Source organism: Psychrobacter sp. PP-21, assembly GCF_033790785.1.
Taxonomy (GTDB): Bacteria; Pseudomonadota; Gammaproteobacteria; order Pseudomonadales; family Moraxellaceae; genus Psychrobacter.
On record NZ_JAMYEB010000002.1, the window covers coordinates 46594 to 72397 of the forward strand.

A 25804-nucleotide genomic window follows, 5' to 3' on the forward strand; every position below is an offset into this window, starting at 1 on the left:
ACCATACCAAGGTATAAGCCAATTATCAAATATAACACTCAAAAAACAGTCGCTAATGTATAGGTATGGTATCGACACTTTGACAGCTGTTTTGACTAACGTTCATTTATTCTAAATAGTCCTCATTTATAGAGCCCAATAAAGAAGCCCCAACTGAATAAATTGGGGCTTCTTTTAACAAACTGAATAACAACTTTAGTGCTTAGTCACCTTTTACGATCTTAGGTGGACCTTTTAGTAAATGCTCATCGACGAACTCGTTAGCAGAGTTATGATCTGCTGACTCATCTGTGATAAATCGCTGCTGCGCACGGTACAAAATCAAACGATCTCGGCTAAGTCCGCGCAATAGCGCATACATAATGACAAATATCACTAGAGCAAACGGTAAGCCTGCGACAATAGCCGCCGCCTGTAGGGCAGAAAGTCCACCAGCTGCTAACAATATAGCAGCAATAATGCCTTCTGTCGTTGCCCAAAACAAGCGCTGGATTTTTGGTGGATTGGTATCACCACCAGCCGTCAGCATATCGATAACAAAACTGGCCGAATCCGATGATGTCACAAACCATAGCATGATCATAACCACAATCAATAGCGTGATAGGTTTTGCCAACGGATAGTACTCAACCAACTTAAAGATGGCACTACCACTGTCTGCTTGTACCGCTTCAACCAACCCTGGGCTAATACCTGTCACAGCAGAAGCAAGTTCCATGTGAATAGCAACGCCGCCAAAAGTCGTAAACCAGAAGAACAAGATAAGCATTGGGATTAACAATACCCCAAGCGTAAACTCACGAATGGTACGACCACGAGAAATACGGGCGATAAAGATACCAACAAATGGTGCCCAGCTAACCCACCATGCCCAGTAGAATACTGTCCAGCCGCTCTGCCAATCAGTTTCGCTATAAGACTCGCCCCATGTACCTAGTGGTACAATCGCAGTCAGATAGTTACCGATGTTTTCGATGAAGCTATCGAAGATAAAGAGCGTTGGTCCTAAAATGACCATAAACGCGAGCAATACAACTGTAAAACCGATGTTGATGTCACTAAGGCGCTTGATACCTTTGTCCAGTCCCATCATAACGGAAGCCGCTGCTAGCGCTGTGATGAAAGCGATCAGACCAAACTGTACTGTCAGACTATTTGGCGTACCAAATAGCTTTTCTAGTCCAGAGTTGATCTGCATGACGCCAAGTCCGAGTGAGGTAACCACCCCAAACATCGTACCGAACACGGCCAAGATATCAACAGTATGACCCCATCGACCATAAATTCTTTTGCCCAGTAAAGGATATAAAGTAGAGCGAATCGATAACGGTAGACCGCGGCGGAAATGGAAATATGCCAACGATAGCGCTACGATTGTATAGATCGCCCAAGCATGTAGCCCCCAATGCATGAACGAGATATTCATCGCTTGCTTGGCTGCTTCTACTGTCTCAGCCTCACCCAGTGGCGGTGCCATAAAGTGATATAGCGGCTCCGCTGTACCCCAATATACTAGTCCAATACCAATACCTGCGGAGAACAACATACCAATCCAAGAAAACAGATTGTACTGTGGTCGCTCCGTTTGGTTACCAAGCCTAATGTCACCATAACGACTCATCGCCAAGTAAATACAAAGTATAAGCGCGACGTTGACCAATATAATAAATAGCCAACCGAACTTATCAGTAATAAAGTTCTGTAAAAAACTAAAGACAGCCCCTGCTGTTTCGGTGAAAAGCGCACCGAAAATAATAAATCCAACAATCAACAGTGACGATGTAATAAACACAGGTTTGCTCACCCGTGGAAAAGGCCCTAATCTACCTACTTTTACTTCTTCCATGTGCAAGTCTCAAAATTCAAGGAATATTACCTTAACAAAATAGGCTTTAACTATCAATCAATTACAAAATAAAACTTGATAAAGCCTCTCGTTTATCCTAAATGATTTTATGCTTATTTTAGAATAACTACATAAAATTATGATAATAAGTCATCTGGTTCAGTGACTATTTCGGCATTAATCTGAGTAATTGCCCGCCATCACCATCCTCCAGCGCCCACACTTGCCCATCGACTGCCATCACACTACGAATACGCTCGCCCATATCATAACGATAACGCTCAGTAGCACTATTATCTTCATCGACACTCACTACGATGAGCGCTTTTGAGGACAAACCACTGATTAAGAAATTACCTTGCAATGCTGGGAAGTCATTATGGTTACCAGCGGTATATAGACTTAGTGAAGATGGTGAGATAACAGGCGTCCATGTGATTTTAGGCATCTCGAACTCAGGACGAGTATCATGGTCTGGGATTGGTGTCCCTGAATAATTGCGACCATTTGAGACAATAGGCCAGCCGTAATTCTTCCCTTTTTCAATCAGATTAAATTCATCACCACCCTTTGGTCCCATCTCGTTAGCCCAAAGCCTGCCATTTTCATCGAATCTGATGCCGAGCACATTGCGATTGCCCATTGTCCAGAACTGAGAGGCAATATCATTGCTGTCACTGACAAATGGATTGTCCTTTGGTACAGAACCATCAGCATAAAGCCTAATGATTTTACCCAAATTCATACTCATATCTTGTGCTGGTTCTTTGTCTTGGCGTTCGCCTGAGCTGATATATAGATAGCGTCCATCTGGTGAAAATAGCAATCGATGACTATAATGCCCTTGTCCTGTCACTTTTGGAAACTGCTCCCAAATGGGCGTGATGGATTGCAGCATGGGTGCGTTAGTACCTAGTCCTGCGAGCGTCGCCTTGATAACTTTTGCGCCAAATGTATTGCTCTCGCTTCCCATCCCCGCTTCTGCATAGCTCAAATACACCGCATTAGAAGTCGCAAAATCTGGTGCTAGTATAATGTCTCCTAAACCACCTTGCCCACCATAAGCAACTTCAGGCACGCCGTCGACTTTTGTTTTGCTGCCCGTTGCGGTATCCACAATGAACAACTCACCTGTTTTTTGGGTGACCAGTAGTTGTGGCGATTTGTTGGTGGTACTGGGTAGTGCGGTCATGGCCCAAGGCTCATCAAAGGTGGCCACTGACTTTGTTGTAAACTCAGGTTTTTCTAGACTGACCTGAGCATCGCTTACCTGCATATCCGCTTTGGGCACTTGCACTTCTTTATACTCTGTCACTTTGTTGCTGGTGTTTACTGTGGAAGAGTTAGAGCAAGCTGCAGTGCTGAACAGTAAAGCTGCGATTACCAGTGGTAATGCTAAAGGTTTATTAATACGCTCGATATGAGTTGTCATTGTTTTTCCTCTTTATTCAGTTTGCACTTATATTGTGAGTCATTTATTTATAGCACAGTCCTGATAGTTAAGAGAGATTTAAAACGTAAAAGAATCGTAGCGCAACATGATTATCTAAACGAAAAACCCCTTACCTACGATTGTAGATAAGGGGTTGATTTAGTGTATATAGTAAGGTCAAACAGACATTAACGATAAAGTGGTTAGCTCATTCTTAGCTTATCAAAAGTTAATTTGTCATCGGCACCAACATCAACTTTGATAATATCGCCCGCGACGAAATCGCCCGCCAGTAGCTTCAATGATAAAGGGTTTTCGATCTCTTGTTGAATGGCACGTTTGAGTGGGCGCGCGCCATAAACAGGATCGTAACCGACTGCCACGAGCTTATTCATGGCATCTGCTGACAGCTCAATATCCATCTCACGCTCTTGGATACGCTGGCGCAAACGGTCTAATTGAATGTCGGCAATACCTGCCATCTGCGACATACCAAGCGGATGGAAGACGACGATCTCATCGATACGGTTGACGAACTCTGGACGGAAATGCTGCCCAACCGAATCCATCACTTCTGCCTTGATATCATCGTAGCTCTCACCTACCATCTCTTGAATCTTGTGTGACCCTAAGTTACTGGTCATAATAATCACGGTGTTTTTGAAGTCTATCACCCGTCCTTGTGAGTCAGTCAAGCGACCATCATCCAGCACTTGCAGTAAGATATTAAACACATCAGGATGGGCTTTTTCGACTTCATCGAAGAGTATGACGCTATACGGCTTACGGCGTACCGCTTCCGTCAATGTGCCCCCTTCTTCATAACCGACATAACCTGGAGGTGCGCCAACGAGACGACTGACGCTGTGTTTTTCCATATATTCACTCATATCGATACGGACGATCGCATCCTCAGAGTCAAATAGGAAGTTTGCCAGTGACTTGGTTAGCTCAGTCTTACCAACGCCCGTAGGTCCCAAAAACAAAAACGAACCAGAAGGACGATTGGGGTCAGACAAGCCTGCACGGCTACGACGTACCGCATTAGCCACCGCTTCGACCGCTTCGTTTTGACCGATGACTCGCTCATGGAGCTTTTCTTCCATGGCTATCATCTTGTCACGCTCGCCTTGCATCATTTTGCTGACTGGAATACCAGTTGCCGCTGCCACTACTTCTGCAATTTCGTTGTCTGTTACCTTATTCCGTAGTAATTTGACACCGCTACCTTCACCTGTCTGCTCTTTTTGCTCCGCCAAGTCAGACTCATGGATCCGGCGCTCAAGCTGCGGAATGGTCTCGTATTGCAGCTTACTCATGATCTCGTAGTCGCCTTCGCGGCTAGCTTTATCATAGGCAATACGGGCTTTATCCAGCTCGTCTTTGAGCTGTTGACTGCCTTTGACCAGTGCTTTTTCTGCTTGCCACACTTCATTAAGATCCGCGTATTCTTTTTCCAATTCAGCTATTTGTGCATCGAGCACTTTACGCTCGGCTTGCGCGCCAGCATCTTCCTCGTTTTTGAGTACTTCGCGCTGCATTTTTAACTGAATGAGGCGGCTATCAAGCTTACCTAGTGACTCAGGTTTGCTATCCATCTCCATACGCAAGCGGCTGGCTGCTTCATCAATTAAATCAATCGCTTTATCCGGTAGCTTGCGATCCGTAATATAGCGATGACTCATACGTGCCGCCGCGATAATGGCACTGTCTTGAATATCGACGCCATGATGCAGCTCATAACGCTCTTTTAGACCACGCAATATCGCGATGGTATCTTCGACCGTTGGCTCATCGACCAAAACCTTTTGAAAACGACGCTCAAGGGCAGCATCTTTTTCGATGTACTTGCGGTACTCGTCCAGCGTCGTGGCTCCAACACAATGCAGCTCACCGCGTGCTAGTGCAGGTTTTAGCATATTACCTGCATCCATCGCACCGTCAGACTTGCCTGCACCGACCATGGTATGCAGCTCATCGATAAATAAGATGACGTTGCCTTCTTGCTTCGCCAAGTCACTCAATACGCTTTTGAGGCGCTCTTCGAATTCGCCGCGGAATTTTGCCCCTGCAATGAGCGCACCTAGATCTAACGACAGCACTTCTTTACGGCGCAGACCCTCTGGCACATCGCCATTAATGATTTTTTGTGCCAATCCTTCTACGATAGCCGTTTTACCAACGCCTGGCTCACCGATAAGTACAGGATTGTTTTTGGTACGGCGCGACAGTACCTGAATGGTACGGCGAATCTCTTCATCGCGGCCAATCACTGGATCAAGTTTACCCAGCTCTGCTTGTTCAGTCAGATTGATCGTATATTTATTGAGTGCATCGCGCTGATCTTCTGCGTTTTGGTTATTGACCGTATCATCGCCGCGCAACTGCTCAATGACCGCTTTTAGTTTGCTAGCCGTTACGCCCGCACTTTCAAATATCTTTTTGGTTTCGCCTTGCTCAGCGAGTGCCAACATCACCCATTCAGTAGCAATGAAATCATCGCCTTCTTTTTGTGCCTGACGATCTGCCAAGTTCAAGATTTTAACCGAGTTTGGGTTTAGATTGACGTCACCTGTTGGTTCCGAAATAGTCGCCTGATTGTCTAATGCTTTAGCAACACCGTTTTTTAGCGCTGGAATAGAAGCACCTGCTTGCTGACAGATGGATAAATTAGACTCATCTTGAAGTAGTACGCCAAGCAAATGCACAGGATCGATACCCGTATGATCACGACCTAACGCTAGGCTTTGTGCTTCTTGAATCGCCGATTGCAGTTTTTGAGTGAATTTCTCAAATCTCATGTGTATATCCTTTTATAATTCGTATTATCAGAGGTCGTTTTAGACGCTAGCGCCCTCTGTTATCTGTCATTTATATAAGGTATATATACAATTATTTCAAGACAGTTACGTCATAAAACCTTACTAAAAACAATGATATTTAAAATAGGAAAAAACATCCTTTGTAAAGCACCAACTTATACTTACATCTTATAATTATCATAAACTTAAACCGTTTATTCAACGATTTCAATCATCGTACCAACCTTAACGGCTGCCATAATGGTGTCCATCTCGTCATTGGTAACCGCGATACAGCCATCGGTCCAATCGCGGCTTTGGTTCAACCAGCTCAAATGTCCAAAGCCATTCATTTGTCCATGAATCATGATATCGCCGCCTGGGCTAACGCCTAGCGACTTTGCGTGTGCTTTGTCCACCGCATTTGGATAGCTAATATGAATGGAACGATACGCGATAGAATTCTCGTTTTTGTAATCTAAGGTATAAATACCTGTCGGCGTACGCTGATCGCCTTCCTGCTGTTTATGACCAACTGGGCTGTCGCCAAGCGCGATACGGTATGACCGTATGACATTGCCCCGCTCTATAAGCTGTAAGACACGATCTGATTTATCGACAAAAACTTTATCAATAACTGTCGAGGTTGGAATCGGATCATTGGGTGTTGAGGTGCTGTCACTATAGGCTATAGCGCTAGTGCTCGCAAAGGAAATGAGGCTAATACTGATAAGTATTAGCAACGAGCGCGGATATGATTCGCTTAATTGGTAAGATTTTTTGCAAAGAAATGACATGAAACTTGATCCTTATCATCAACTCTCAAGAGTAATTAATAATACTGTATCAAAGAATCATGCCATATTATGTAGATCAATTTTGTGTGAAAATAATGAAAGCAACAAGAGCTAGACCATACGAATGGCACCATCTAAGCGAATGACTTCACCATTTAGATAGGCATTATCAATAATATGGGTCACCAATTTGGCAAACTCATTGGGAGCGCCCAAACGTTTAGGATAAGGTACGCCCGCCTCCAACTGTTCGCGGGCTTTTTCTGGAATAGATTCCATCATCGGCGTAGCGAAGACACCCGGTGCGATAGTCATCACGCGTATACCGTGACGAGCCAGCTCGCGAGCAAGTGGTAAAGTTAATCCAACCACGCCTGCCTTGGACGATGAGTAACTGGCTTGGCCCACTTGACCATCAAAGGCGGCGATAGATGCCGTATTGATAATAATACCTTGATCCGCATTTTTTCCTACATGGTTCTTTTCTGCATTGGCATCTGTAGCGCTGTCACTGGCCAAACGCTTGGCGATACTCGCTGCGACCAAACGGGCAACATTGAATGAACCGACCAAATTAATGTTGACCCCGCGGCTAAATGCTTCAAGGTCTGCCGGATTGTTGTCACGATCTAGCAGCTTTTGTACGACTACGATGCCCGCACAGTTGATTGAGCCTTGTAAGCCGCCGAAAGCTGACTCTGCCATCTCAACCGCTAATTGCACTTCATCACCGTTGGTGATATCACAACGCACAAAACGTGCGCTATCACCTAGCTCAGTGACCAATGCTTGCCCTGCTGACTCATTTAGATCAGCGATGACAACGTTACCACCTTGATCTACAATCGCCCGAGCCACTGACTCTCCCAAACCTGATGCACCGCCGGTGACCAAAAAGCTTTTTTGTTTAACTTGCATGATTATTCCTTTAAATTTTGCTTCTCATTAGATATTTTTCTATTAAATTTATGGACGCTTTATCAACTTATTTATGCAGCAGACAGACTACGTAGTAAAAAGCGTTGAATCTTGCCACTTGGCGTTTTAGGTAATTCTGTCACAAACTCGACCTCACGCGGATACGCATGAGTAGATAAACGTTTGCGTACCAACTCTTGGATTTCTTTGGCAATCTCATCACTGCCTTCAATGCCATCTTTTAGCACCACGTAAGACTTAATGGTATGACCACGCACTTCATCCGGCACGCCTACCGCCGCAGACTCTGCAACGGCGTCATGCTCTAATACGGTGTTTTCGACATCAGTAGGTCCGACACGGTAACCTGCGGTAATAATGATGTCATCATCACGGCCTGAGAACCAGTAGCTGCCATCACTATGACGCTCGACCACATCGCCTGTTAGATAATAGTCATCTACAAAGGCTTGCTTTTCATTCCAGCTATAACCACGGAAATAGAACGCAGGCGACTGACTGACCACGACTGCTAACTGTCCTTGCTCACCATCTGGCAGTACAGTCATATCATCACCTAATACCACCAGTGTATGACCTGGTAGTGCCATTCCCATTGACCCCACTGGAGACTCGTGTGTTAACGCATGATGCGCACAGCAAGTCATGCCTGTTTTTGTTTGCCCATATTGATCTTTTACTTGGCAGTCTAGATAGGTTTCGACCCAGTTGACGACTTCGGTATTCAGCGTCTCACCTGCCGAGTTGGCACAGCGCAAAGACAGCTTGGCATTATCATCTCTATAAGCACCTTCATCAACATTATCGAAAACGCCGCTGGATTTCATCATACGAAATGCGGTGGGTGAAGACGCCAAGTTTGTAATTTTATGACGCACCATAAAGTCACGAGTATTGGTCGCGTCAAACCCTGCTTCGTTAAAATAAGTGGTGATGCCCAGTAGAAGAGGCCCTGTGATGGCGTAGTACAAGCCGTATGCCCAGCCGGGATCTGCCATGTTCCAGTACTGATCATCTTCGCGCAGATCGATGGCGTAACGCATATATAGATAAAAAGCAGGCAGTGCCGCTAACGGAACACTAACGCCTTTTGATTTACCGACTGTACCTGAGGTGAACATTTGCAAAAATGGCGCATCCGTATCGAGCGTGACTGCCTCTATCATCTGCGGTTGTGCTGCCATAGACTGGCTATAGTGATCATCACCCCATGTCTGAGCGTCCTCAGTACCACCAACCAATACCATTTTGGTTTGCGCGGCTAAGCCTTCAAACTTGCTGCGGTTCTCTAGATTAGTAAAAACAACTTTGGTGTCAGCCTTATCCATGCGGTATTTGATTGAGTCATAACCAAAAGCGGTGAATAATGGCTGATATACCGCGCCGATGCGCCATGTTGCCAATACAACGGTTAGCAGCTCAGGTGTACGCGGTAGCATCGTCGCTACCTTGTCGCCCGCTTTTACGCCATAGGACTGTAGTAAGTTAGCGACTTGAGCACTTGCTTTGTCAAGCTCACCAAAAGTCATACGTGTGACATTGCCTGCGGTATCTTCGTGTACTAGCGCAGCATGGTCAGCGCGGCCATCTCGTACGTGGCGACCACAGCACGCCATATAAGCATTTAGACGATCGTCTATGTGCTCACCAAAAATTTCTGACAGCAGCGCATTCATATCAAAATTATTATAGTAATCAGTATAATTTTTTGGCGTGAAATTGGTGTCTGTATCAATATTCGTCGGAGTTTGAGTGGCGGTGTTCATAAGCTAATCCTTTAGCAATAGCAGGTAACTGTTAAAATAGTGTGTATGATTGCAAAATGGTCACATCCTATAGACCGTTTTATACGTTCGTATTTATCATGCTCTATTAGTAACGCATTTTTACGCTTATTTCAATACATAACGTATCATTTTTATTTTATATAGATAAAATTTAACCATAACTCATTATTATTAATGAGCTATGGTCTAGCGCTAAATACCTCAATAGTTATAGGTTATAGCTATTTTTGAACCCTTTAGCTCGAAGCCTTCACAAAGACATTAATACTATAATATTAAGGATTGAGCCCCCGTATCTAAACACCTATGTATAAATGGCAATACTTAAACGGTGGCACTCAGAAAACCTAACAATGCTTTTTCTTCGCAGCTTTGGTACTTTTTCGTTCGGCCGCGGCGCGCTTGCTTATAACTCTCAAAGAACTCTCCTGCCAAGAAATGCTGAATGACAATAGGATGAATATAAGAGGCGCGGCATACGGTCGGCGTGTTGCCCAGCTCTGCTGCCACACTTTTTACCATATCAACGACTAACTGCTGACGCTCAGCACTTTCTGGAGCACTTGCCAATATGCTCGCGCCTGCGGACGTTTGCAGCTCGTCATATAGGTAGCTTGCTGCAAGCACACTTGCCATCCACGTGCGAAAATCCTTTGCACTGTATAGCTTACTCTCACAATCTGTACCGCACGTATGCATGCGCAGATATTCGTTGATGTCGCTACTATCAACGACTTGTTTATGTCCGTCATCATCTAAGTATTTGAATATCTGATAACCCGGCAACTCTGAGCAGGCTTGTACGATATCAATCAATCGCTCATCTTGTAGCTCAATGTGATGCTCTTTTGCGCTCTTTCCTACAAAATCAAACGCGAGTCCAGTATCCGTTTCGCTCACATGCTTGCTACGTAGCGTACTCAGACCATAGCTTTTATTTTGCTTGGCATAGCGGCTATTACCGATACGAATCAGTGTCGTCTCAAGTAGTTTGACGATGGCTGCCAGCACATTGGTGCGTGACAGCGACTCGGCCTCTAGATCTATCTCAACTTGTGCACGTAGGTTAGGCAGCACTTCTGCAAATCCTATCATCGCGTCAAATTTGGCTTGGTCACGGATATTATTCCATGAGGGATGATACAAGTATTGCTTGCGTGATTTTTCGTCTCGTCCTGTTGATTGCAGATGTCCTTTTTCGTCTTGGCAGATCCACACCTCCGACCACATGGGCGGTATCACTAACGCATCAAAACGTTGACGTAGCGCTTTGTCTTTGACGGTTTTGCCTGTGGCATCACGATAAGTAAAACCGCGACCCCAGCGTCTACGCTCGTAGCCTGGTTCATCGTCACTCACATAGCGCAAATTAGCACGGCGTGCTAGATGCTCATAATCGTGGCGCGCATCTTTTGTAATCGTCTGCTGACTCGCCTTTTCTGTTGCCTTTGTCATAACACTATATACCTTCGAGAATTCATGGTCTTAGCATAATTAATGAGTGTTTTTTTTGCTGTTTATTTGGCACAGACAAAGTGTAATGCTGTGTAAAATAGGGTTTTTAAAATGGTAGCTTAAACCTCATTTAAAATACGACACATAAAAAAACGCCAAGCATAAAATACTTGGCGTTTTTCGTTTTGATACTGCTATAACTTAGAGCTTACTATTTACCATACACGCATAAGTAAGCGGTTTCGACATCTACTTTCACTTGGAACTTTTGATTGGCTTCAACCGTGAATTGCTCACCAGCATTAAACGTTTGCCACTCATCACTCTCTGGTAACTTGACGGTTAATGCACCGCTTACCACACTCATGGTTTCAAATTCACTGGTGCCAAACTCATACTCACCACTCTCCATAACGCCGACTGTCGCAGGCTTTGTCGCTGTTTGAAAGGCGATAGAAGTCACTTTATCATCAAAATAGTTATTAACGCTTGGCATAATTTTCCTTAATTAAATGTGGGTAGATATATTAAACAGTTATGAATATCTCGATTCTGTTTTATAGTCCTGCTTTTAGACTGGCTTCGATAAATTGATCGAGGTCGCCATCTAGCACAGCACCAGTATTGAAGGTTTCAACACCAGTGCGCAAGTCTTTGATACGAGAGTCATCGAGCACGTATGAGCGAATTTGACTGCCCCAGCCGACGTCAGACTTACCATCTTCGACCGCTTGCTGTGACTCCATACGTTTTTGCATCTCAAGCTCATAGAGCTTAGCACGTAGCATTTTCATTGCGGTGGCTTTGTTGCCATGTTGACTACGCTCATTCTGACAGGTTACTACCACGCCCGACGGCTCATGGGTAATACGTACCGCAGAATCTGTGGTGTTTACGTGCTGACCACCCGCGCCAGATGAGCGATAGGTATCGATACGCAAATCAGCTGGATTGATATCAATTTCGACATTGTCGTCAATCTCAGGCGACACGAACACCGCAGCAAACGAGGTATGACGACCATTATTACTATCAAATGGTGACTTACGTACCAAACGGTGAACGCCAATTTCGGTGCGCAACCAGCCAAAGGCATAGTCGCCTTTGATCTCAATCGTCGCCGACTTGATACCAGCCACGCTACCTGAGGATACTTCAATCACGTCGATCTTAAAGCCATGCGCTTCCGCCCAGCGTGTATACATACGCAGCAGCATTTCAGCCCAATCTTGCGCTTCAGTACCGCCACTGCCCGACTGGATATCCAAGTAGCAGTTATTTGGATCCATCTCACCGCTGAACATCCGGCGGAACTCTAAATCAGCCACGCGTTTCTCAGCGCTATCTAGCTCGCTCTGCACGTCAGCTAGCAGTGATTCATCTTCTGCTTCGACAGCCAGCTCTAGCATGGCAGTAGCGTCTTCTAACGTGTTTTCAAGTGAGACCACCACATCGATAACACCATCAAGGTGGCTCTTTTCTTTATTAATTTTGGTCGCGCGCTCTGGATCATTCCATAGCTCTGGATTTTCTAATTCCAAATTGACTTCTTCTAAGCGTTCTTGCTTACCATCGAAGTCAAAGATACCTCCGCAAGTCCTGCCCACGCTCGGATAAGTCTTTGATCTGTTCTTGATACGGATTAATTTCCATAAAATTTCCTGTTTTTTCTAAAAAATAAATAACGAATACGGCGCTATTTTAAATGAGATTAAGTATGAATAATTGGCTAATTATCATTATTGTTAGTATTTCTGTTATGTCTAAACCAAACCCTCTACAAAGACCAATCCTCTACTGCCCAGCGATGTGCCAAGGCATGTGCATGTAGCGCATCATCAGGCGATACACAAACGGCCACATCAGCCCATTCGAGCAGTGGAATATCGTTTTTGGAATCTGAATAGGCGTATGTTTTTTCAAAAGTAATGCCAGCAGCTTGTTTATCATTCAGCCACTTGTCTAAATGGTAGATTTTGCCTGCTTGAAAGTTTGGTTTGTCAGTGAGCTTACCTGTATAGCGATCATCTTTAATCTCAAGCGGCGTTGCCAATACATTGGCGGCTTCAATACCAAAACGCTTGGCAATGGCGGATACCACAAAGTCATTGGTCGCAGAAATAATCACCACATGGTGCCCTTGCTCGATATGCTGACACAATACTTCCATCGCTTTTGGACGAATATTTGGCTCGATTTCGCTCTTGATATAATCTTCTCTTAACTCATCAAGTCGATCAAGCGGCAGACTGCTCAAAAATTGCGCGACAAACTCATTGTATTCTGTTGCGTCTAGCGTGCCCTCTATATAATCATTATAAAATTTCTGATTGGCAGTTCGGTACTGAGCCTCATCGACAAGGTCATGCTTGACGATATATTCGCCCCAGAGATAATCGCTATCGACATCGAGTAACGTATGATCTAAATCAAATAATGCCAGTTGTTTTTGTTGTTTTTGTTGTTTTTGTGCTGGATCTGCCTGCATGGTGAGACCTTATCGTTAATTGCGAAAAAATATGAGTGATTTGATAAAAGTGATCTAATAAAAAAGTACAAGAAATGAGGGTGGTCACTAATTAAGAATGACAGCATCAAGCAAGCCCAGCTGCCACCTTATAATATTTTTTTAGAGTCTGCTTCGTCTATATAGACTGGTTTTGTCTGTCTTTAATCAGGCATTGCCACTTCTGTCAGTCCTGTTTTGAACTTCTGGCAACGCTCAGCATAATGTAGCGCTGACATTTTTAGCATAGCAGCTTGCTCATCGGTTAGTGTTTTGACAACTTTTGCAGGCGCGCCCATCACCAGAGAGTTATCTGGAATGACCTGCCCTTCAGTAACCAAGGCCTTTGCCCCTATGAGGCAGTTTTTACCAATCTTGACATTATTGAGCACCACGGCACCAATACCAATAAGACTGTTATCACCAATCTCACAGCCGTGTAGCATCGCCAGATGGCCGATGGTAACATAATTGCCAACTGTGACCTTTATGCCTGCATCGGTATGAATCACACTGTTTTCTTGAACATTACTATAATCACCGATATGAATGCGATCATTATCACCGCGTATCACGGCACCAAACCAAACATTGGCTTGATGACCCAGATACACATCACCCATCACTTGCGCTGAATCTGCTACCCAACCATTGAATGGCGCGGCAAACTCAGGGGTTTTGTCCAAATACTGATAAATCATAACGACTCCTTGTTATCTCCATTTTTGTTATAACAAACGATCATAAAAATTGAGTATATCGCTGCGCTGTTCATTGTGGCAAAGCCAACTGCTAAAATCCAGCGCTATTAATGGCTGATGAATATCGACGTTACTGAAATTCTGGTCGCAAAGTTACTTATTTTAACGCTTAGGCTATTTTAGCAAGCCTATATTGTCCATAAAAACTCAGCTTTCCCTTATATAATGACTATTAATCCAAAGAATCGGCTAGCCATACTCGTCTATTTTATATATAATACGCAAAATCTGTGCCTAAGCGAGCGGACATGATGCAAGTTACCTATTCACTATCTAGTGGGTTTTGTAGTTTTCATCAATAATGTCTTCTCGCTTTTTTGTGGAAAATTTTTGTGTATCGCCCTTTTATGAGCTTTATGTGACAGTCGTCAGATGCCGTAAATAAAAGGATACGGAGCAATATATTGACTAGCGAAACATGATGGCACTCACCAATAATAGCGGAGGCAATCCTTGAATTCATCAGCAGAAACACAAGCAATTTTGGCACTAGCAGACGGTACAATTTTTCGCGGTGTCAGTATAGGCAGCCTAGGTCATCGTGTTGGTGAGGTCGTATTTAATACCGCCATGACAGGATACCAAGAAATCCTAACTGACCCAAGTTATGCACGCCAGCTGGTGACCCTAACGTATCCGCATATCGGTAACACAGGTACCAACGCTGAGGATACTGAGTCTGGTAATGGTCACAAGGTGTGGGCTGAAGGTCTAATCATTCGTGATGCAACGATGGTCACCTCTAATTTTCGCAACTCAGAATCTGTAAGCGACTATCTACAGCGTAATGAGACCGTTGCTATCGCTGAGATTGACACGCGTCAGTTGACACGCCTGTTACGTGATAAGGGTGCGCAAAGTGGCTGTATCATGACCGCATCAGATGGCGAGACTATCAGCACTGATGATGAGCAAAAAGCAATTGAGTTGGCTCAAGGCTTTGCTGGTCTAAAAGGTATGGATCTAGCAAAAGAGTGCTGCACGACAGACAGCTTTGAGTGGACGGCAGGCACATGGGATCTATCAGATACCCTACTCAATCGTGATATCCCTGGTAGCCATGACAGCGGTACGGGCGGCTTCTTTAAACAACTCGGCACCCATGTTGATGCCAAATTCAATGTCGTTGCTTATGACTTCGGTAGCAAAACCAATATCCTACGTATGCTCGTCGACCGTGGCTGCCACGTAACGGTTGTACCAGCACAGACGCCTATCGCAGACGTGCTAGCCATGAACCCAGATGGTATTTTCTTATCAAACGGCCCTGGTGATCCTGCTGCATGTGATTATGCAATCGATAGCGTGCGTCACATTATCGAAGAGACTGATGTACCAACGTTTGGTATTTGCTTAGGTCATCAGCTGATTGGTCTGGCTAGCGGTGCAAATACCATCAAGATGAAAACGGGCCATCATGGTGCCAACCATCCCGTACAAGATCTAGCGACTGGCACGGTCATGATCACCAGTCAGAACCATGGTTTTGCCGTTGATGAAGACACGCTACCTGATAACGTTAAATCTACCCATCGCTCACTATTCGATGGTACTAACCAAGGTATCGAGCTGACCAACAAACCTGTATTTAGCTTCCAAGGTCACCCAGAAGCCAGCCCAGGCCCACATGACTGCGCGCCATTGTTTGATAAGTTTGCTGAGATGATGGAAGCGGCTAAAACTGCGAAAGCTTGAGTGGTTGCTTATTAATAATAAATGAAAGCTTGAATCGCACATTGCGATTCAAGCGACACTGAATAAAAGTAAAACACTACAAGCATAAAACGCTAGACGCGTTATTGAAAATAAAGATTACTCAAAATATCACCCAAACGAAGGTAGCTCTAATTATGCCAAAACGTACCGACATAAAAAGCATTCTTATCATTGGCGCAGGCCCTATCGTCATCGGCCAAGCATGTGAGTTTGACTACTCAGGCGCACAGGCGTGTAAAGCACTAAAAGAAGAAGGCTACCGTGTCATCTTGGTCAACTCAAACCCTGCGACCATCATGACCGATCCTGTCATGGCGGATGCCACCTATATCGAGCCGATCACGTGGCAGACGGTTGAGCAAATCATTGCCAAAGAGCGCCCTGATGCGATCTTACCAACCATGGGCGGACAGACTGCCCTAAACTGCGCACTAGACCTAGACAAGCACGGCGTATTAACCAAATATGACTGCGAGCTAATTGGCGCGACCAAAGACTCAATCGAGATGGCAGAAGATCGCGACTTATTTGACAAAGCGATGAAGCGCATCGGCCTTGAGTGCCCACGCGCTGAAACCGCTGAAACGATGGAAGAAGCCTTTGCCACTCAAGAAAAAATGGGTTATCCCTGTATCATTCGCCCTTCATTCACTATGGGCGGTTCAGGTGGCGGTATCGCGTATAACCGCGATGAGTTCATTGAAATCTGTGAGCGCGGTTTTGATCTATCACCAAACCATCAGCTGCTTATAGATGAGTCATTGATTGGTTGGAAAGAGTACGAAATGGAAGTGGTTCGTGACAAAAACGACAACTGCATCATCATTTGTGCCATCGAAAACTTTGATCCAATGGGTGTGCATACAGGCGACTCAATCACTGTCGCGCCAGCGCAGACATTGACGGATAAAGAATATCAAATCATGCGTAACGCATCACTCGCGGTACTGCGTGAGATCGGTGTAGAAACAGGCGGCTCAAACGTACAGTTCGGTATCAACCCTGATACGGGCCGCATGGTCGTCATCGAGATGAACCCACGTGTATCGCGCTCGTCTGCCCTAGCCTCAAAAGCAACTGGTTTCCCAATTGCCAAAATTGCAGCAAAACTAGCGATTGGTTATACGCTAGATGAATTGCAAAACGACATCACGGGTGGCAAAACGCCAGCGAGCTTTGAGCCTGCGCTTGATTATGTCGTCACCAAGATACCTCGCTTTAACTTTGAAAAATTCCCACAAGCGGACAACATCCTATCGACTCAGATGAAATCGGTCGGCGAAGTCATGGCGATCGGTCGTAATTTCCAAGAGTCTATGCAAAAAGCACTACGCGGTATGGAAACAGGCGCGGACGGTTTTGATGAGCAAGTTGATTTATCCAAAGTAAGTGCTGAAAAGGCTCGTAGCGAGATTATCAATCGCTTAACCATTCCAACTCCTGATCGTATCTACTACGTTGCTGATGCATTCCGCGTCGGTATGAGTGTCGATGAAGTGTTTAACTTTACCAAGATTGACCCATGGTTCTTGGTACAGATCGAAGATATCGTTAAGACAGAAGCCACTGTAAAATCACTGGGTTTTGGCGGGTTAACCGAGAAAAACTTGCGTAGCTTTAAACGTAAAGGCTTGTCAGATTTGCGTTTGGCTAAATTGCTTGGTATCTCACAAAAGCAGCTACGCAAAAAGCGTTGGGATCTAAACGTCTATCCAGTCTATAAGCGTGTTGATACCTGTGCAGCAGAGTTTGCTACTAGCACGGCTTACATGTACTCGACGTACGATAGCGAATGTGAAGCGAATCCAACAGACAAAAAGAAAATCATGGTTATCGGTGGTGGTCCTAACCGTATCGGCCAAGGTATCGAGTTTGATTACTGCTGTGTACATGCAGCGCTTGCCATGCGTGAAGATGGTTACGAGACCATCATGGTCAACTGTAACCCTGAAACGGTTTCAACCGATTATGACACTTCTGACCGTCTATACTTTGAGCCAATCACGTTAGAAGACGTGCTAGAAATCGTCCGTATTGAAAACCCTGATGGCGTGATCGTACAGTTCGGTGGTCAAACGCCATTGAAACTTGCTCGTGCACTAGAGTCAGCAGGCGTTAAAATCATCGGTACGAGTCCTGATGCAATTGACCGTGCCGAAGATCGTGAACGCTTCCAGCATATGATTCAGCAGCTGAATTTAGTACAGCCATCAAACGCACTAGCAACGAGCTTAGAAGACGGCTTGGTGAAAGCAAAAGATGTAGGCTATCCATTGGTTGTACGTCCATCTTATGTATTAGGTGGACGCGCGATGGAAATCGTTTATAACGAAGACGAGCTAAGACATTACCTACGTACTGCGGTACAAGCCTCGAACGAAGCGCCTGTCCTACTAGATCGTTTCTTAGATGATGCTATCGAAGTCGACGTAGACTGTGTATGTGATGGTACTGATGTCGTTATCGGCGGTATCATGCAACATATCGAACAGGCTGGCGTTCACTCAGGTGACTCAGCATGCTCACTACCACCATACTCACTGTCTAAAGAGTTATGTGACGTGATGCGCGCACAGACAGTTGCTATGGCAAAAGAGCTAGGTGTTATCGGTCTAATGAACGTACAGTTCGCGGTAAAAGGCGAAACCGTATATATCCTAGAAGTGAACCCACGTGCTGCACGTACAGTACCGTTTGTTTCTAAGTGTATCGGTACTTCGCTAGCACAGGTTGCTGCTCGCTGTATGGCTGGTACTTCGCTTAAAGATCAAGGCTTTACCACTGAGATTGTCCCGGCATTCTATGCGGTCAAAGAAGCGGTATTCCCATTCGCTAAGTTTCCAGGTGTTGACCCAATCTTGAGTCCTGAGATGAAATCAACGGGCGAAGTCATGGGCGTGGGCAAGACCTTTGGCGAAGCATTTTACAAAGCCATCATCGGTAGTAACGAGCGTCTGCCAGGTCTACCCACTGAAGGCGAGACTAAGACCGTCTTTATCTCAGTACGTGATAGTGATAAAGCGCAAATCGCTCCAATCGCTCGTCAGCTGGTAGACTTTGGCTTCAAAATCGTCACAACGACTGGCACAAAAAAGGTACTGAGCGACGCTGGTATCGAATGTCAGCAAATCAACAAGGTCACTGAAGGTCGCCCGCATATCGTTGACGCCTTGAAAAACGGCAAAATTGACCTTATTATCAATACGACTGAAGGCAAGCAGGCACAAGAGGATTCGTTCTCTATCCGCCGTAGTGCGCTACAGGGCAAAGTCTTCTATGTCACGACACTAGGTGCGGCAGATGCTGTTTGTAAATCTTACGCGATTGACTTACCGTTTGATGTCTATAAGTTACAAGATTTGCACGAGCAAGCAAAGTCTATTGGCTAGTTCTATTGACTTGGTAGAATAATTTCAGTAGATTAAGCATAACCATTAGGCTTGCCTAATCGCTCACAAAGGCATCGCTAAATACAACCGAGCGCTGCCAGAGAGCGACACCTTTATCATGATAGACCCAAAAGCATAGTGGCAATATTGCGACTATGCTTTTTATTACGTAAGCTTAAGTGTGGCTATGCTTGAATTGAGGTGAGATACACTCATAAATGATAGTCAGCTTACTTATTACGACGTCTTAATTATCATTCTTTTATATTTTATATCCATTGCAACAGCACTGACACCATCTCATTATGAGGTGGTGTGGTGTTATTGGTTTAAGGAAAAAACATGCAACGTTACCCAATGACTCCGCAAGGACATGCGGCTTTAGAAGCCGAATTAAAACAGTTGAAAAGTGTTGACCGTCCACGCATCACAGCATCAATTGCTGAAGCGCGTGAACATGGCGATCTAAAAGAGAACGCTGAATACCATGCTGCTCGCGAGCAACAAGGGTTTTGTGAAGCACGTATTCGCGATATCGAAGCCAAACTTGGTGGCGCTCAAGTCATCGATCCTTCGACACTACCAAAAGAAGGTCGTATCGTCTTTGGCGTGAGTGTCGTGATCGAAAATATGGACACTGAAGAAGAGAAGCAGTACAAAATCGTTGGTGATGATGAGGCTGATTTTAAAGCAGGTAAAATCTCAGTCAACTCACCAATCGCGCGCGGTCTGATTGGTAAGTTTGAAGGCGACGAAGTACGCATCGAAACCCCAAAAGGTGTGGTCGAATACGAAGTCATGAAAGTTATCTACGATTAATCATACGCTCTGAATGGTAGACAATTTAAGCAGTACATTATTAGTTAAGGCTTTATATTGCCAGACAATAAACATTTACTTTGTAAGTAGCCGCTCGATTCAATTGTAGACATTTTTCATCATCATAGATGCGACTGTCGATCTAGTGCGTGTCCTCAATGCAACCCATGTTATAACGAAAAGTGACATTACGCATTGATAGCATTTATACCGCTTTGGTTACACAATGCAGCTTTTATACATGATTTGTTTTGGCGCATAATTATTTGAGTTTATGAGTGCGCAATTATTGTGATATTGAGCATCGTTGATATTGAACACAGTCGACGCTACGTCATATCCATGAGCTTTCGAATAAGTTCATACTGCGTTGCTCATTACTCAAGATAATGATGGTCTGATCATAGACACCGGCTATCGTCAGTACTGATACCCTCGTTATTTGGCATACTTTGTGGTGTCAATTGGCGGGGGTTTCGCTTATCTGGGCGTTATTTATTGCTGCTTTACTTACTGCTACTTTGTTTATTGATACTGCTAAGGAGTCTATTATGACCATGAGAACTTATATACCAACAGCGCTAACCACCACTGTATCTGCTATATTCGCAGGTACGATACTTGCCGCCTCTTCAGCACATGCTGCGCCTGAAATCGCTATCAGCTCATCTGCGGGCAGTAGCACTACCGTGGTTGAGCAATACTCCAATGGTCAAACAGCCACTATCACGGCAACACCGAACGGTATTACAATGCAAAATGGCATGCCTTATGCGGTGACGCAGGTCACGAACGTGCCACGCTATGTCGTTCGCCAAGGTGCCAACAGCGCAGTCATCACTCAAGGTAGCACGACGGTGACAAGCGTACCCGTCACCAATCGAATGACCAACAGTGTTACTAAAGTAGATGTCATCGCCACACCTATCAATACCGTGACACAAGTATTACCTGTTACTAGAGCCACTCAGCTGCCGGTCATAAACACGCCAGCAACAACCGTCATCACAAATCAACCTACAACGAGTCAAGTAACTACGACCACGTTAGATACCCTGCAGTTGACCCCTACCTTTAGTACCCCTGGTGTCGTAAACGCGAACACTAAAGTGATGAAAATCATGAAAAATGGTACTGGCCGTGAAGTTGCTGTGCCTGCCAATCATATTGCTCCAGGTGATGTCATTGAATACCACACTACCTATACCAATACTACAGCGCAGCCCGTTAATGATATCAATGCTATGATTTCACTCCCTAGCGGCGTGCAGTTGGTATCATTGAATAGCCCGCTACCGACATTTGCCACCACTGGCGGCGACACCTATCAAACCATCCAGCAAGTTGGCAATACGGTCACCATACAAGAAAATTACTCTGGTCTAAAATGGAACTTGGCAAATCTTAATGCCAATGGCAATCAAACCGTCGTCATACGTGCGAAGGTTCAGTAAACATCTGCCTCGACTATAGCGTATGTTTTTTATACATATCGCTCTAAAACAGGTCTTGAATGTTCAAGACCTGTTTTGACATATGACTCTTCTACTATCGCTATGTTATAACTGGCTCTTTATCATCGCTTCTATAATTCACATCAATCACTATTGATAACTACACCCATCCTCTCCTTCCCATCCCCATTGTCGTATACGACACTATCTGTCGTGTTATTTTTATAATTTTCTTATAAATACAATGACTTAATACATATTTTGGTAAAATAGTCGTTCATTAATTAATTGGTAATAACCGACTTATGGCAAACATCAATTATGAAAGATTACAGGGCAAACTCAATATCTTGGCCGATGCTGCCAAGTATGATGTCTCTTGCTCATCCTCTGCTGGTACACGTAAAAACCAAGGCGGCGGCTTAGGCGATGCCTCAGCAACAGGCATTTGCCACAGCTATACCGAAGACGGTCGCTGCGTCAGCTTGCTAAAAATTCTTTTGACCAACCACTGCATTTATGACTGTGCGTATTGTACCTCACGTAAAAGCAATGACACCCCGCGTGCGGCGTTTAGTGTCGAAGAGGTCGTGGACTTGACCATGCAGTTTTATCGTCGCAACTATATTGAAGGCCTGTTCCTGAGCTCTGGTATCTTCAAAAATGGCGACTATACGATGGAGCGACTGGTCGAAGTCGCCAAACTCCTACGTACCCGCGAGCGTTTCAACGGTTATATTCATCTAAAAACCATCCCTGGCGCGTCAAAGGAACTGCTACTAGAGGCAGGACTCTATGCTGACCGCCTGAGCGTCAATATCGAGATTCCAACCAAATCAGGATTGGCTTTGCTTGCGCCAGAAAAATCACATGAGCAGCTCAAAGCGCCGATGGAAACGGTTAAAGAAGAGATTATCACTATCCGTGAGAGTCGTAAAACCCACAAAAAAGCACCTAAATTTACGCCCGCAGGTCAGACCAGTCAAATGATTGTTGGTGCGAGTAATGAGACTGACTTACAGGTGATACAGCTATCCAGTCATTTTTATAAAACCTATGATCTAAAGCGTGTCTACTATTCAGGTTATGTACCGATGCTCTCTGACAACCGCTTGCCTGCGATTGGCACTCCTGTACCCATGGTACGAGAGAACCGCCTATATCAAGCAGATTGGTTAATGCGTTTTTATGGGTTTGGCGCGCACGAGATTGTCGAGCCAGAGTCACCATTCTTGGATTTAGATTGTGATCCAAAACTGGCTTGGGCGATACGTCATCGCGAGCATTTCCCAGTCAATATTCAGACAGCGACCTATGAGATGATTGTACGTATACCAGGTGTCGGTACCAAAACTGCCAAGAAAATTGTGAAGGCGCGTCGGTTCAACCAATTGACCCTACATCACCTAAAAAAGATGGGCGCTGCGGTCAACCGTGCCAAATACTTTATCGCCACCACTGGCAAGAACGAGCATTTGGCTCACTTGACACGCGATAATTTTCGTCAGTACGTACTGGCACAAACACAGACCAAGTTTAAAGATCAACGTAGCGGACAGCTGGCTTTGTTTTAGATAGTGTTTGCTAAAAAAACAGCCTTTCCGCTACGGTATTTATGATAGCTATTTATGATGAAAATGTAGGACTAACCATGTCAGCACTTATGCAAAACGACGCTTACGCTATCGGTCAGTTAACGCCTAGTATCGTGCTATATGAACCAAGTTTTGAGGGGTGGCTCAGTGCGGTATTTTATGTCTATGCCAACCGATTGCAAAACGACATTTCATTAAAGCTCACCGCTCGAGATTGCTATGTGCCTTCATTGATAGCGCAAGCGACTAGCGTTGCGATGGATGCAGACAACGCTGAGCGCGTGTTGGTAAAGCTAAATACGTTGCTAGGACGCTCTGGTATGCGCAATCTTTTATGGGGATTTTTGTCGGAGAAGGATGATATCGGTACGACGTTGTTTCGTGTGGTCAAGTATGCCATCGACTACCCTAGCCGTCAGATCATGCAAGATTTAGGTCATTTAGACGTTCTGGAGTTAGCACAAACGGTCAAGTCGGTCGGGCGCGAAAAGCATCGTATGGAGGCATTTGTACGCTTTGAGCACACGACTGATGATATTTATTTCGCGCGGGTCGAACCTGACTTCAATGTATTACCATTGATTGGTGAGCACTTTCGCCAGCGCTATCAAGATCAACACTGGGCAATCTATGATCTGACGCGTGGTTATGGCATTTATTATGATAAAAGTAATAGCACGCCTACTCGCCCTGCAGAGCTACAAACCATTACCGATCTCGATGATGCCGTCTTACGCAATCCTGCCAGTATTCATAGCCCTGATGAGCAGCGCTATCAAAAATTTTGGCAGGGTTATTTTATTAACGTCAATATCAAAGAGCGCAAAAACCCCAAGCTACATAGACAGTATCTCCCGCAGCGCTATTGGAAGTACTTGAGCGAGAAGCAAGTACTTCCCAATGCCGAGCATCTACAAAAGCGTCGTTAGTGAGTGTTAAGCATGTCGACCAGACAGGTATACTGATATATTTTAAGAAACCAAACCTCTGAGTCATGTTTGTATCTTGATGGTTGAGTTTTAATCGCTTTTAACTGACAATAGCAGCTCAATATTCTTAACCGGTGACCAACGCTATTATGAAGATTATGCGCTTACTGTCGTCTTTGAAGCATGATGAATCCGAGCGCGGTATTTTTCATCTTGGGCGTGCATTGGTCAAAAACGAGCATACCTCTATCATCGTCTCTAGTGCAGATGAGAGCAATGATCTGGTCAGACGGCTCAAGCGCGATGGTAATATCTATCATCAGCTACATATGAATAAAAAGTCTTGGTTGTCATTGCTGCAGGTCTCAGCACTACGGCACCTGATCGAAAAGTATGAACCTGATGTTATTCATATACATTCGCGTACCCCTGCATGGATACTACATTTAGCGCTGCGCCGTGCACGAGTTAAGCATTTCCCAAAGCTGGTCTCCACCATGTATGGGTTCTACCCTATCAATAAGTACTCCCAAGCGCTACTCAATGTCGATACCATTATTACCGTCTCTGATAGTGTCACCCAATATCTACACAAAGGCCTGCGCCGAGAAGAAGTAGACCCAAAAAAAGTCGTACGTATTCATCGCGGCATTGATACTCGGCGTTATCCTTATCGGCACAATCCTTCGGTCTATTGGCTGCGTCATACGTTTGCCGAATATCCTGAGCTTGAGCACAAGAAGTGGCTCGTTTTTCCAACAGTTATCGGAAATGAGTATGGTCAAGAGTGGCTGATTGATATTTTGGGTAATCTGCAAGAGCAGTTTCCCAATATCCATGTCATTATTATGGATGATGATTACAGAGATGGTGATGTCATTCATGAAGACTTTCGCCAGCGTACCAATAGCTTGGGACTCTCTGAACGTATTACCTATGTGGGCAGCAAGCGTAATGACATGCGCGAATGGCTCTCAGCTGCCAACATCGTTATGGCGCTTGCCAACGAACCTGAATCAATTGGCATCAATGCCCTACAAGCGATACATCTGGGCACACCTGTGATTGGTTGGGATCAGGCAGCCTTTAGTGAGATCCTACAACCGCTCTATCCGCAAGGACTCGTCAAAAAACACAACGCTAACTCGTTATGTAAAGCCGTCCGCAACCAGTTAGAGAGCGTGACTCGTCCTGAAATGACCAACCAATTTACGATGCGTGAGATGATCGAAAAAACGCTCGCGGTCTATCAAAGCTTACATGATACGGCGATAGCAGAAGAGCAAGCCAGAGCCGATGCAATCGCAGTCCGGCGAATCAAAAAAGCACTTAAAAAACCTGCCGTTGGTGCAGCGGTGAAGCATGTCGAGCCTATTCCTAAGCGCCCTAAAGTCAAACTGATTAAGAAAAAATCAGATACAGCAGAGCCAGATGCGGTGGAAGCAAATATAGTAGAACCAAATAAAGTAGAAGCACCATCGAAAATAGACATAAACCCGGAAGCCTCTAAGGATAGTGAGAAGTCATAAGCTGATCGTGATAATTACCTTACACACAAACTCATTTATAACAATTTTA

The 25804-nt window shown here is 44.8% G+C and carries 18 protein-coding genes; 7 read left to right on the top strand and 11 right to left on the bottom strand.

Features of this window, described 5'->3' with window-relative positions:
- Positions 1-202: 202 nt before the first annotated feature.
- The 11 genes from NJD71_RS03075 to NJD71_RS03125 all read right to left on the bottom strand — a co-directional run bounded on the left by NJD71_RS03075 (position 203) and on the right by NJD71_RS03125 (position 14264).
- On the bottom strand, positions 203-1846 hold the full coding sequence (locus tag NJD71_RS03075; RefSeq protein WP_319050486.1) for a BCCT family transporter: 1644 nt from the start codon (positions 1844-1846) through the stop codon (positions 203-205).
- Between the two features lie 166 nt (positions 1847-2012).
- On the bottom strand, positions 2013-3278 hold the full coding sequence (locus NJD71_RS03080) for a PQQ-dependent sugar dehydrogenase (RefSeq protein WP_319050487.1): 1266 nt from the start codon (positions 3276-3278) through the stop codon (positions 2013-2015).
- A gap of 203 nt (positions 3279-3481) precedes the next feature.
- Positions 3482-6079, bottom strand: a complete 2598-nt coding sequence (gene clpB / locus NJD71_RS03085) for an ATP-dependent chaperone ClpB (RefSeq protein WP_319050488.1) — start codon at positions 6077-6079, stop codon at positions 3482-3484.
- Between the two features lie 215 nt (positions 6080-6294).
- Entirely contained in the window at positions 6295-6876 is a 582-nt protein-coding gene (locus tag NJD71_RS03090) for a L,D-transpeptidase family protein (RefSeq protein ID WP_319050489.1), read from the bottom strand.
- A gap of 111 nt (positions 6877-6987) precedes the next feature.
- Positions 6988-7794: an SDR family NAD(P)-dependent oxidoreductase gene (locus NJD71_RS03095; RefSeq protein ID WP_319050490.1), complete on the bottom strand. Its 807-nt coding sequence runs from the start codon at positions 7792-7794 to the stop codon at positions 6988-6990.
- 71 nt (positions 7795-7865) lie between these two features.
- A complete protein-coding gene (locus NJD71_RS03100; protein ID WP_319050492.1) occupies positions 7866-9581 on the bottom strand; it encodes an AMP-binding protein in 1716 nt (571 codons plus the stop codon).
- Positions 9582-9926: 345 nt separating this feature from the next.
- The gene (locus NJD71_RS03105) at positions 9927-11057 is read right to left on the bottom strand and encodes a DNA topoisomerase IB (RefSeq protein ID WP_319050493.1); all 1131 of its coding nucleotides are present in this window, start codon (positions 11055-11057) and stop codon (positions 9927-9929) included.
- A 211-nt stretch (positions 11058-11268) separates the two neighbouring features.
- Positions 11269-11553, bottom strand: a complete 285-nt coding sequence (ppnP, locus tag NJD71_RS03110; protein ID WP_319050494.1) for a pyrimidine/purine nucleoside phosphorylase — start codon at positions 11551-11553, stop codon at positions 11269-11271.
- Positions 11554-11614: 61 nt separating this feature from the next.
- A protein-coding gene (gene prfB, locus NJD71_RS03115; protein ID WP_319050495.1) for a peptide chain release factor 2 occupies positions 11615-12710 on the bottom strand; the annotation gives its coding sequence in 2 pieces (ribosomal slippage) (positions 11615-12637 and positions 12639-12710; 1095 coding nt in all).
- A 124-nt stretch (positions 12711-12834) separates the two neighbouring features.
- Entirely contained in the window at positions 12835-13545 is a 711-nt protein-coding gene (locus tag NJD71_RS03120) for an HAD family hydrolase (protein WP_319050496.1), read from the bottom strand.
- Between the two features lie 182 nt (positions 13546-13727).
- Complete coding sequence (locus tag NJD71_RS03125) at positions 13728-14264, bottom strand: gamma carbonic anhydrase family protein (protein ID WP_319050497.1); 537 nt, start codon at positions 14262-14264, stop codon at positions 13728-13730.
- 513 nt (positions 14265-14777) lie between these two features.
- Here NJD71_RS03125 and carA point away from each other — a divergent pair.
- From carA to NJD71_RS03160, 7 genes are all read left to right on the top strand, one after another.
- On the top strand, positions 14778-16019 hold the full coding sequence (gene carA / locus NJD71_RS03130; RefSeq protein WP_319050498.1) for a glutamine-hydrolyzing carbamoyl-phosphate synthase small subunit: 1242 nt from the start codon (positions 14778-14780) through the stop codon (positions 16017-16019).
- Between the two features lie 155 nt (positions 16020-16174).
- Entirely contained in the window at positions 16175-19429 is a 3255-nt protein-coding gene (carB, locus tag NJD71_RS03135; RefSeq protein ID WP_319050500.1) for a carbamoyl-phosphate synthase large subunit, read from the top strand.
- Positions 19430-19771: 342 nt separating this feature from the next.
- Positions 19772-20248: a transcription elongation factor GreA gene (gene greA, locus NJD71_RS03140; RefSeq protein ID WP_057760725.1), complete on the top strand. Its 477-nt coding sequence runs from the start codon at positions 19772-19774 to the stop codon at positions 20246-20248.
- 551 nt (positions 20249-20799) lie between these two features.
- Complete coding sequence (locus tag NJD71_RS03145; protein WP_319050503.1) at positions 20800-21702, top strand: hypothetical protein; 903 nt, start codon at positions 20800-20802, stop codon at positions 21700-21702.
- A 305-nt stretch (positions 21703-22007) separates the two neighbouring features.
- Positions 22008-23276 (top strand): putative DNA modification/repair radical SAM protein, encoded by a 1269-nt coding sequence (locus tag NJD71_RS03150; RefSeq protein ID WP_319050504.1) that lies wholly within the window; start codon positions 22008-22010, stop codon positions 23274-23276.
- Positions 23277-23353: 77 nt separating this feature from the next.
- The gene (locus NJD71_RS03155) at positions 23354-24226 is read left to right on the top strand and encodes a TIGR03915 family putative DNA repair protein (RefSeq protein ID WP_319050505.1); all 873 of its coding nucleotides are present in this window, start codon (positions 23354-23356) and stop codon (positions 24224-24226) included.
- A 149-nt stretch (positions 24227-24375) separates the two neighbouring features.
- A complete protein-coding gene (locus NJD71_RS03160; RefSeq protein ID WP_319050506.1) occupies positions 24376-25755 on the top strand; it encodes a glycosyltransferase in 1380 nt (459 codons plus the stop codon).
- Positions 25756-25804: the final 49 nt, after the last annotated feature.

Bases quoted from the DNA above. Each gene is read 5' to 3' on its own strand.
- NJD71_RS03075 (WP_319050486.1), bottom strand. From the start codon at position 1,846: ATGGAAGAAGTAAAAGTAGGTAGATTAGGGCCTTTTCCACGGGTGAGC.
- NJD71_RS03080 (WP_319050487.1), bottom strand. From the start codon at position 3,278: ATGACAACTCATATCGAGCGTATTAATAAACCTTTAGCATTACCACTG.
- clpB (WP_319050488.1), bottom strand. From the start codon at position 6,079: ATGAGATTTGAGAAATTCACTCAAAAACTGCAATCGGCGATTCAAGAA.
- NJD71_RS03090 (WP_319050489.1), bottom strand. From the start codon at position 6,876: ATGTCATTTCTTTGCAAAAAATCTTACCAATTAAGCGAATCATATCCG.
- NJD71_RS03095 (WP_319050490.1), bottom strand. From the start codon at position 7,794: ATGCAAGTTAAACAAAAAAGCTTTTTGGTCACCGGCGGTGCATCAGGT.
- NJD71_RS03100 (WP_319050492.1), bottom strand. From the start codon at position 9,581: ATGAACACCGCCACTCAAACTCCGACGAATATTGATACAGACACCAAT.
- NJD71_RS03105 (WP_319050493.1), bottom strand. From the start codon at position 11,057: ATGACAAAGGCAACAGAAAAGGCGAGTCAGCAGACGATTACAAAAGAT.
- ppnP (WP_319050494.1), bottom strand. From the start codon at position 11,553: ATGCCAAGCGTTAATAACTATTTTGATGATAAAGTGACTTCTATCGCC.
- NJD71_RS03120 (WP_319050496.1), bottom strand. From the start codon at position 13,545: ATGCAGGCAGATCCAGCACAAAAACAACAAAAACAACAAAAACAACTG.
- NJD71_RS03125 (WP_319050497.1), bottom strand. From the start codon at position 14,264: ATGATTTATCAGTATTTGGACAAAACCCCTGAGTTTGCCGCGCCATTC.
- carB (WP_319050500.1), top strand. From the start codon at position 16,175: ATGCCAAAACGTACCGACATAAAAAGCATTCTTATCATTGGCGCAGGC.
- greA (WP_057760725.1), top strand. From the start codon at position 19,772: ATGCAACGTTACCCAATGACTCCGCAAGGACATGCGGCTTTAGAAGCC.
- NJD71_RS03145 (WP_319050503.1), top strand. From the start codon at position 20,800: ATGACCATGAGAACTTATATACCAACAGCGCTAACCACCACTGTATCT.
- NJD71_RS03150 (WP_319050504.1), top strand. From the start codon at position 22,008: ATGGCAAACATCAATTATGAAAGATTACAGGGCAAACTCAATATCTTG.
- NJD71_RS03155 (WP_319050505.1), top strand. From the start codon at position 23,354: ATGTCAGCACTTATGCAAAACGACGCTTACGCTATCGGTCAGTTAACG.
- NJD71_RS03160 (WP_319050506.1), top strand. From the start codon at position 24,376: ATGAAGATTATGCGCTTACTGTCGTCTTTGAAGCATGATGAATCCGAG.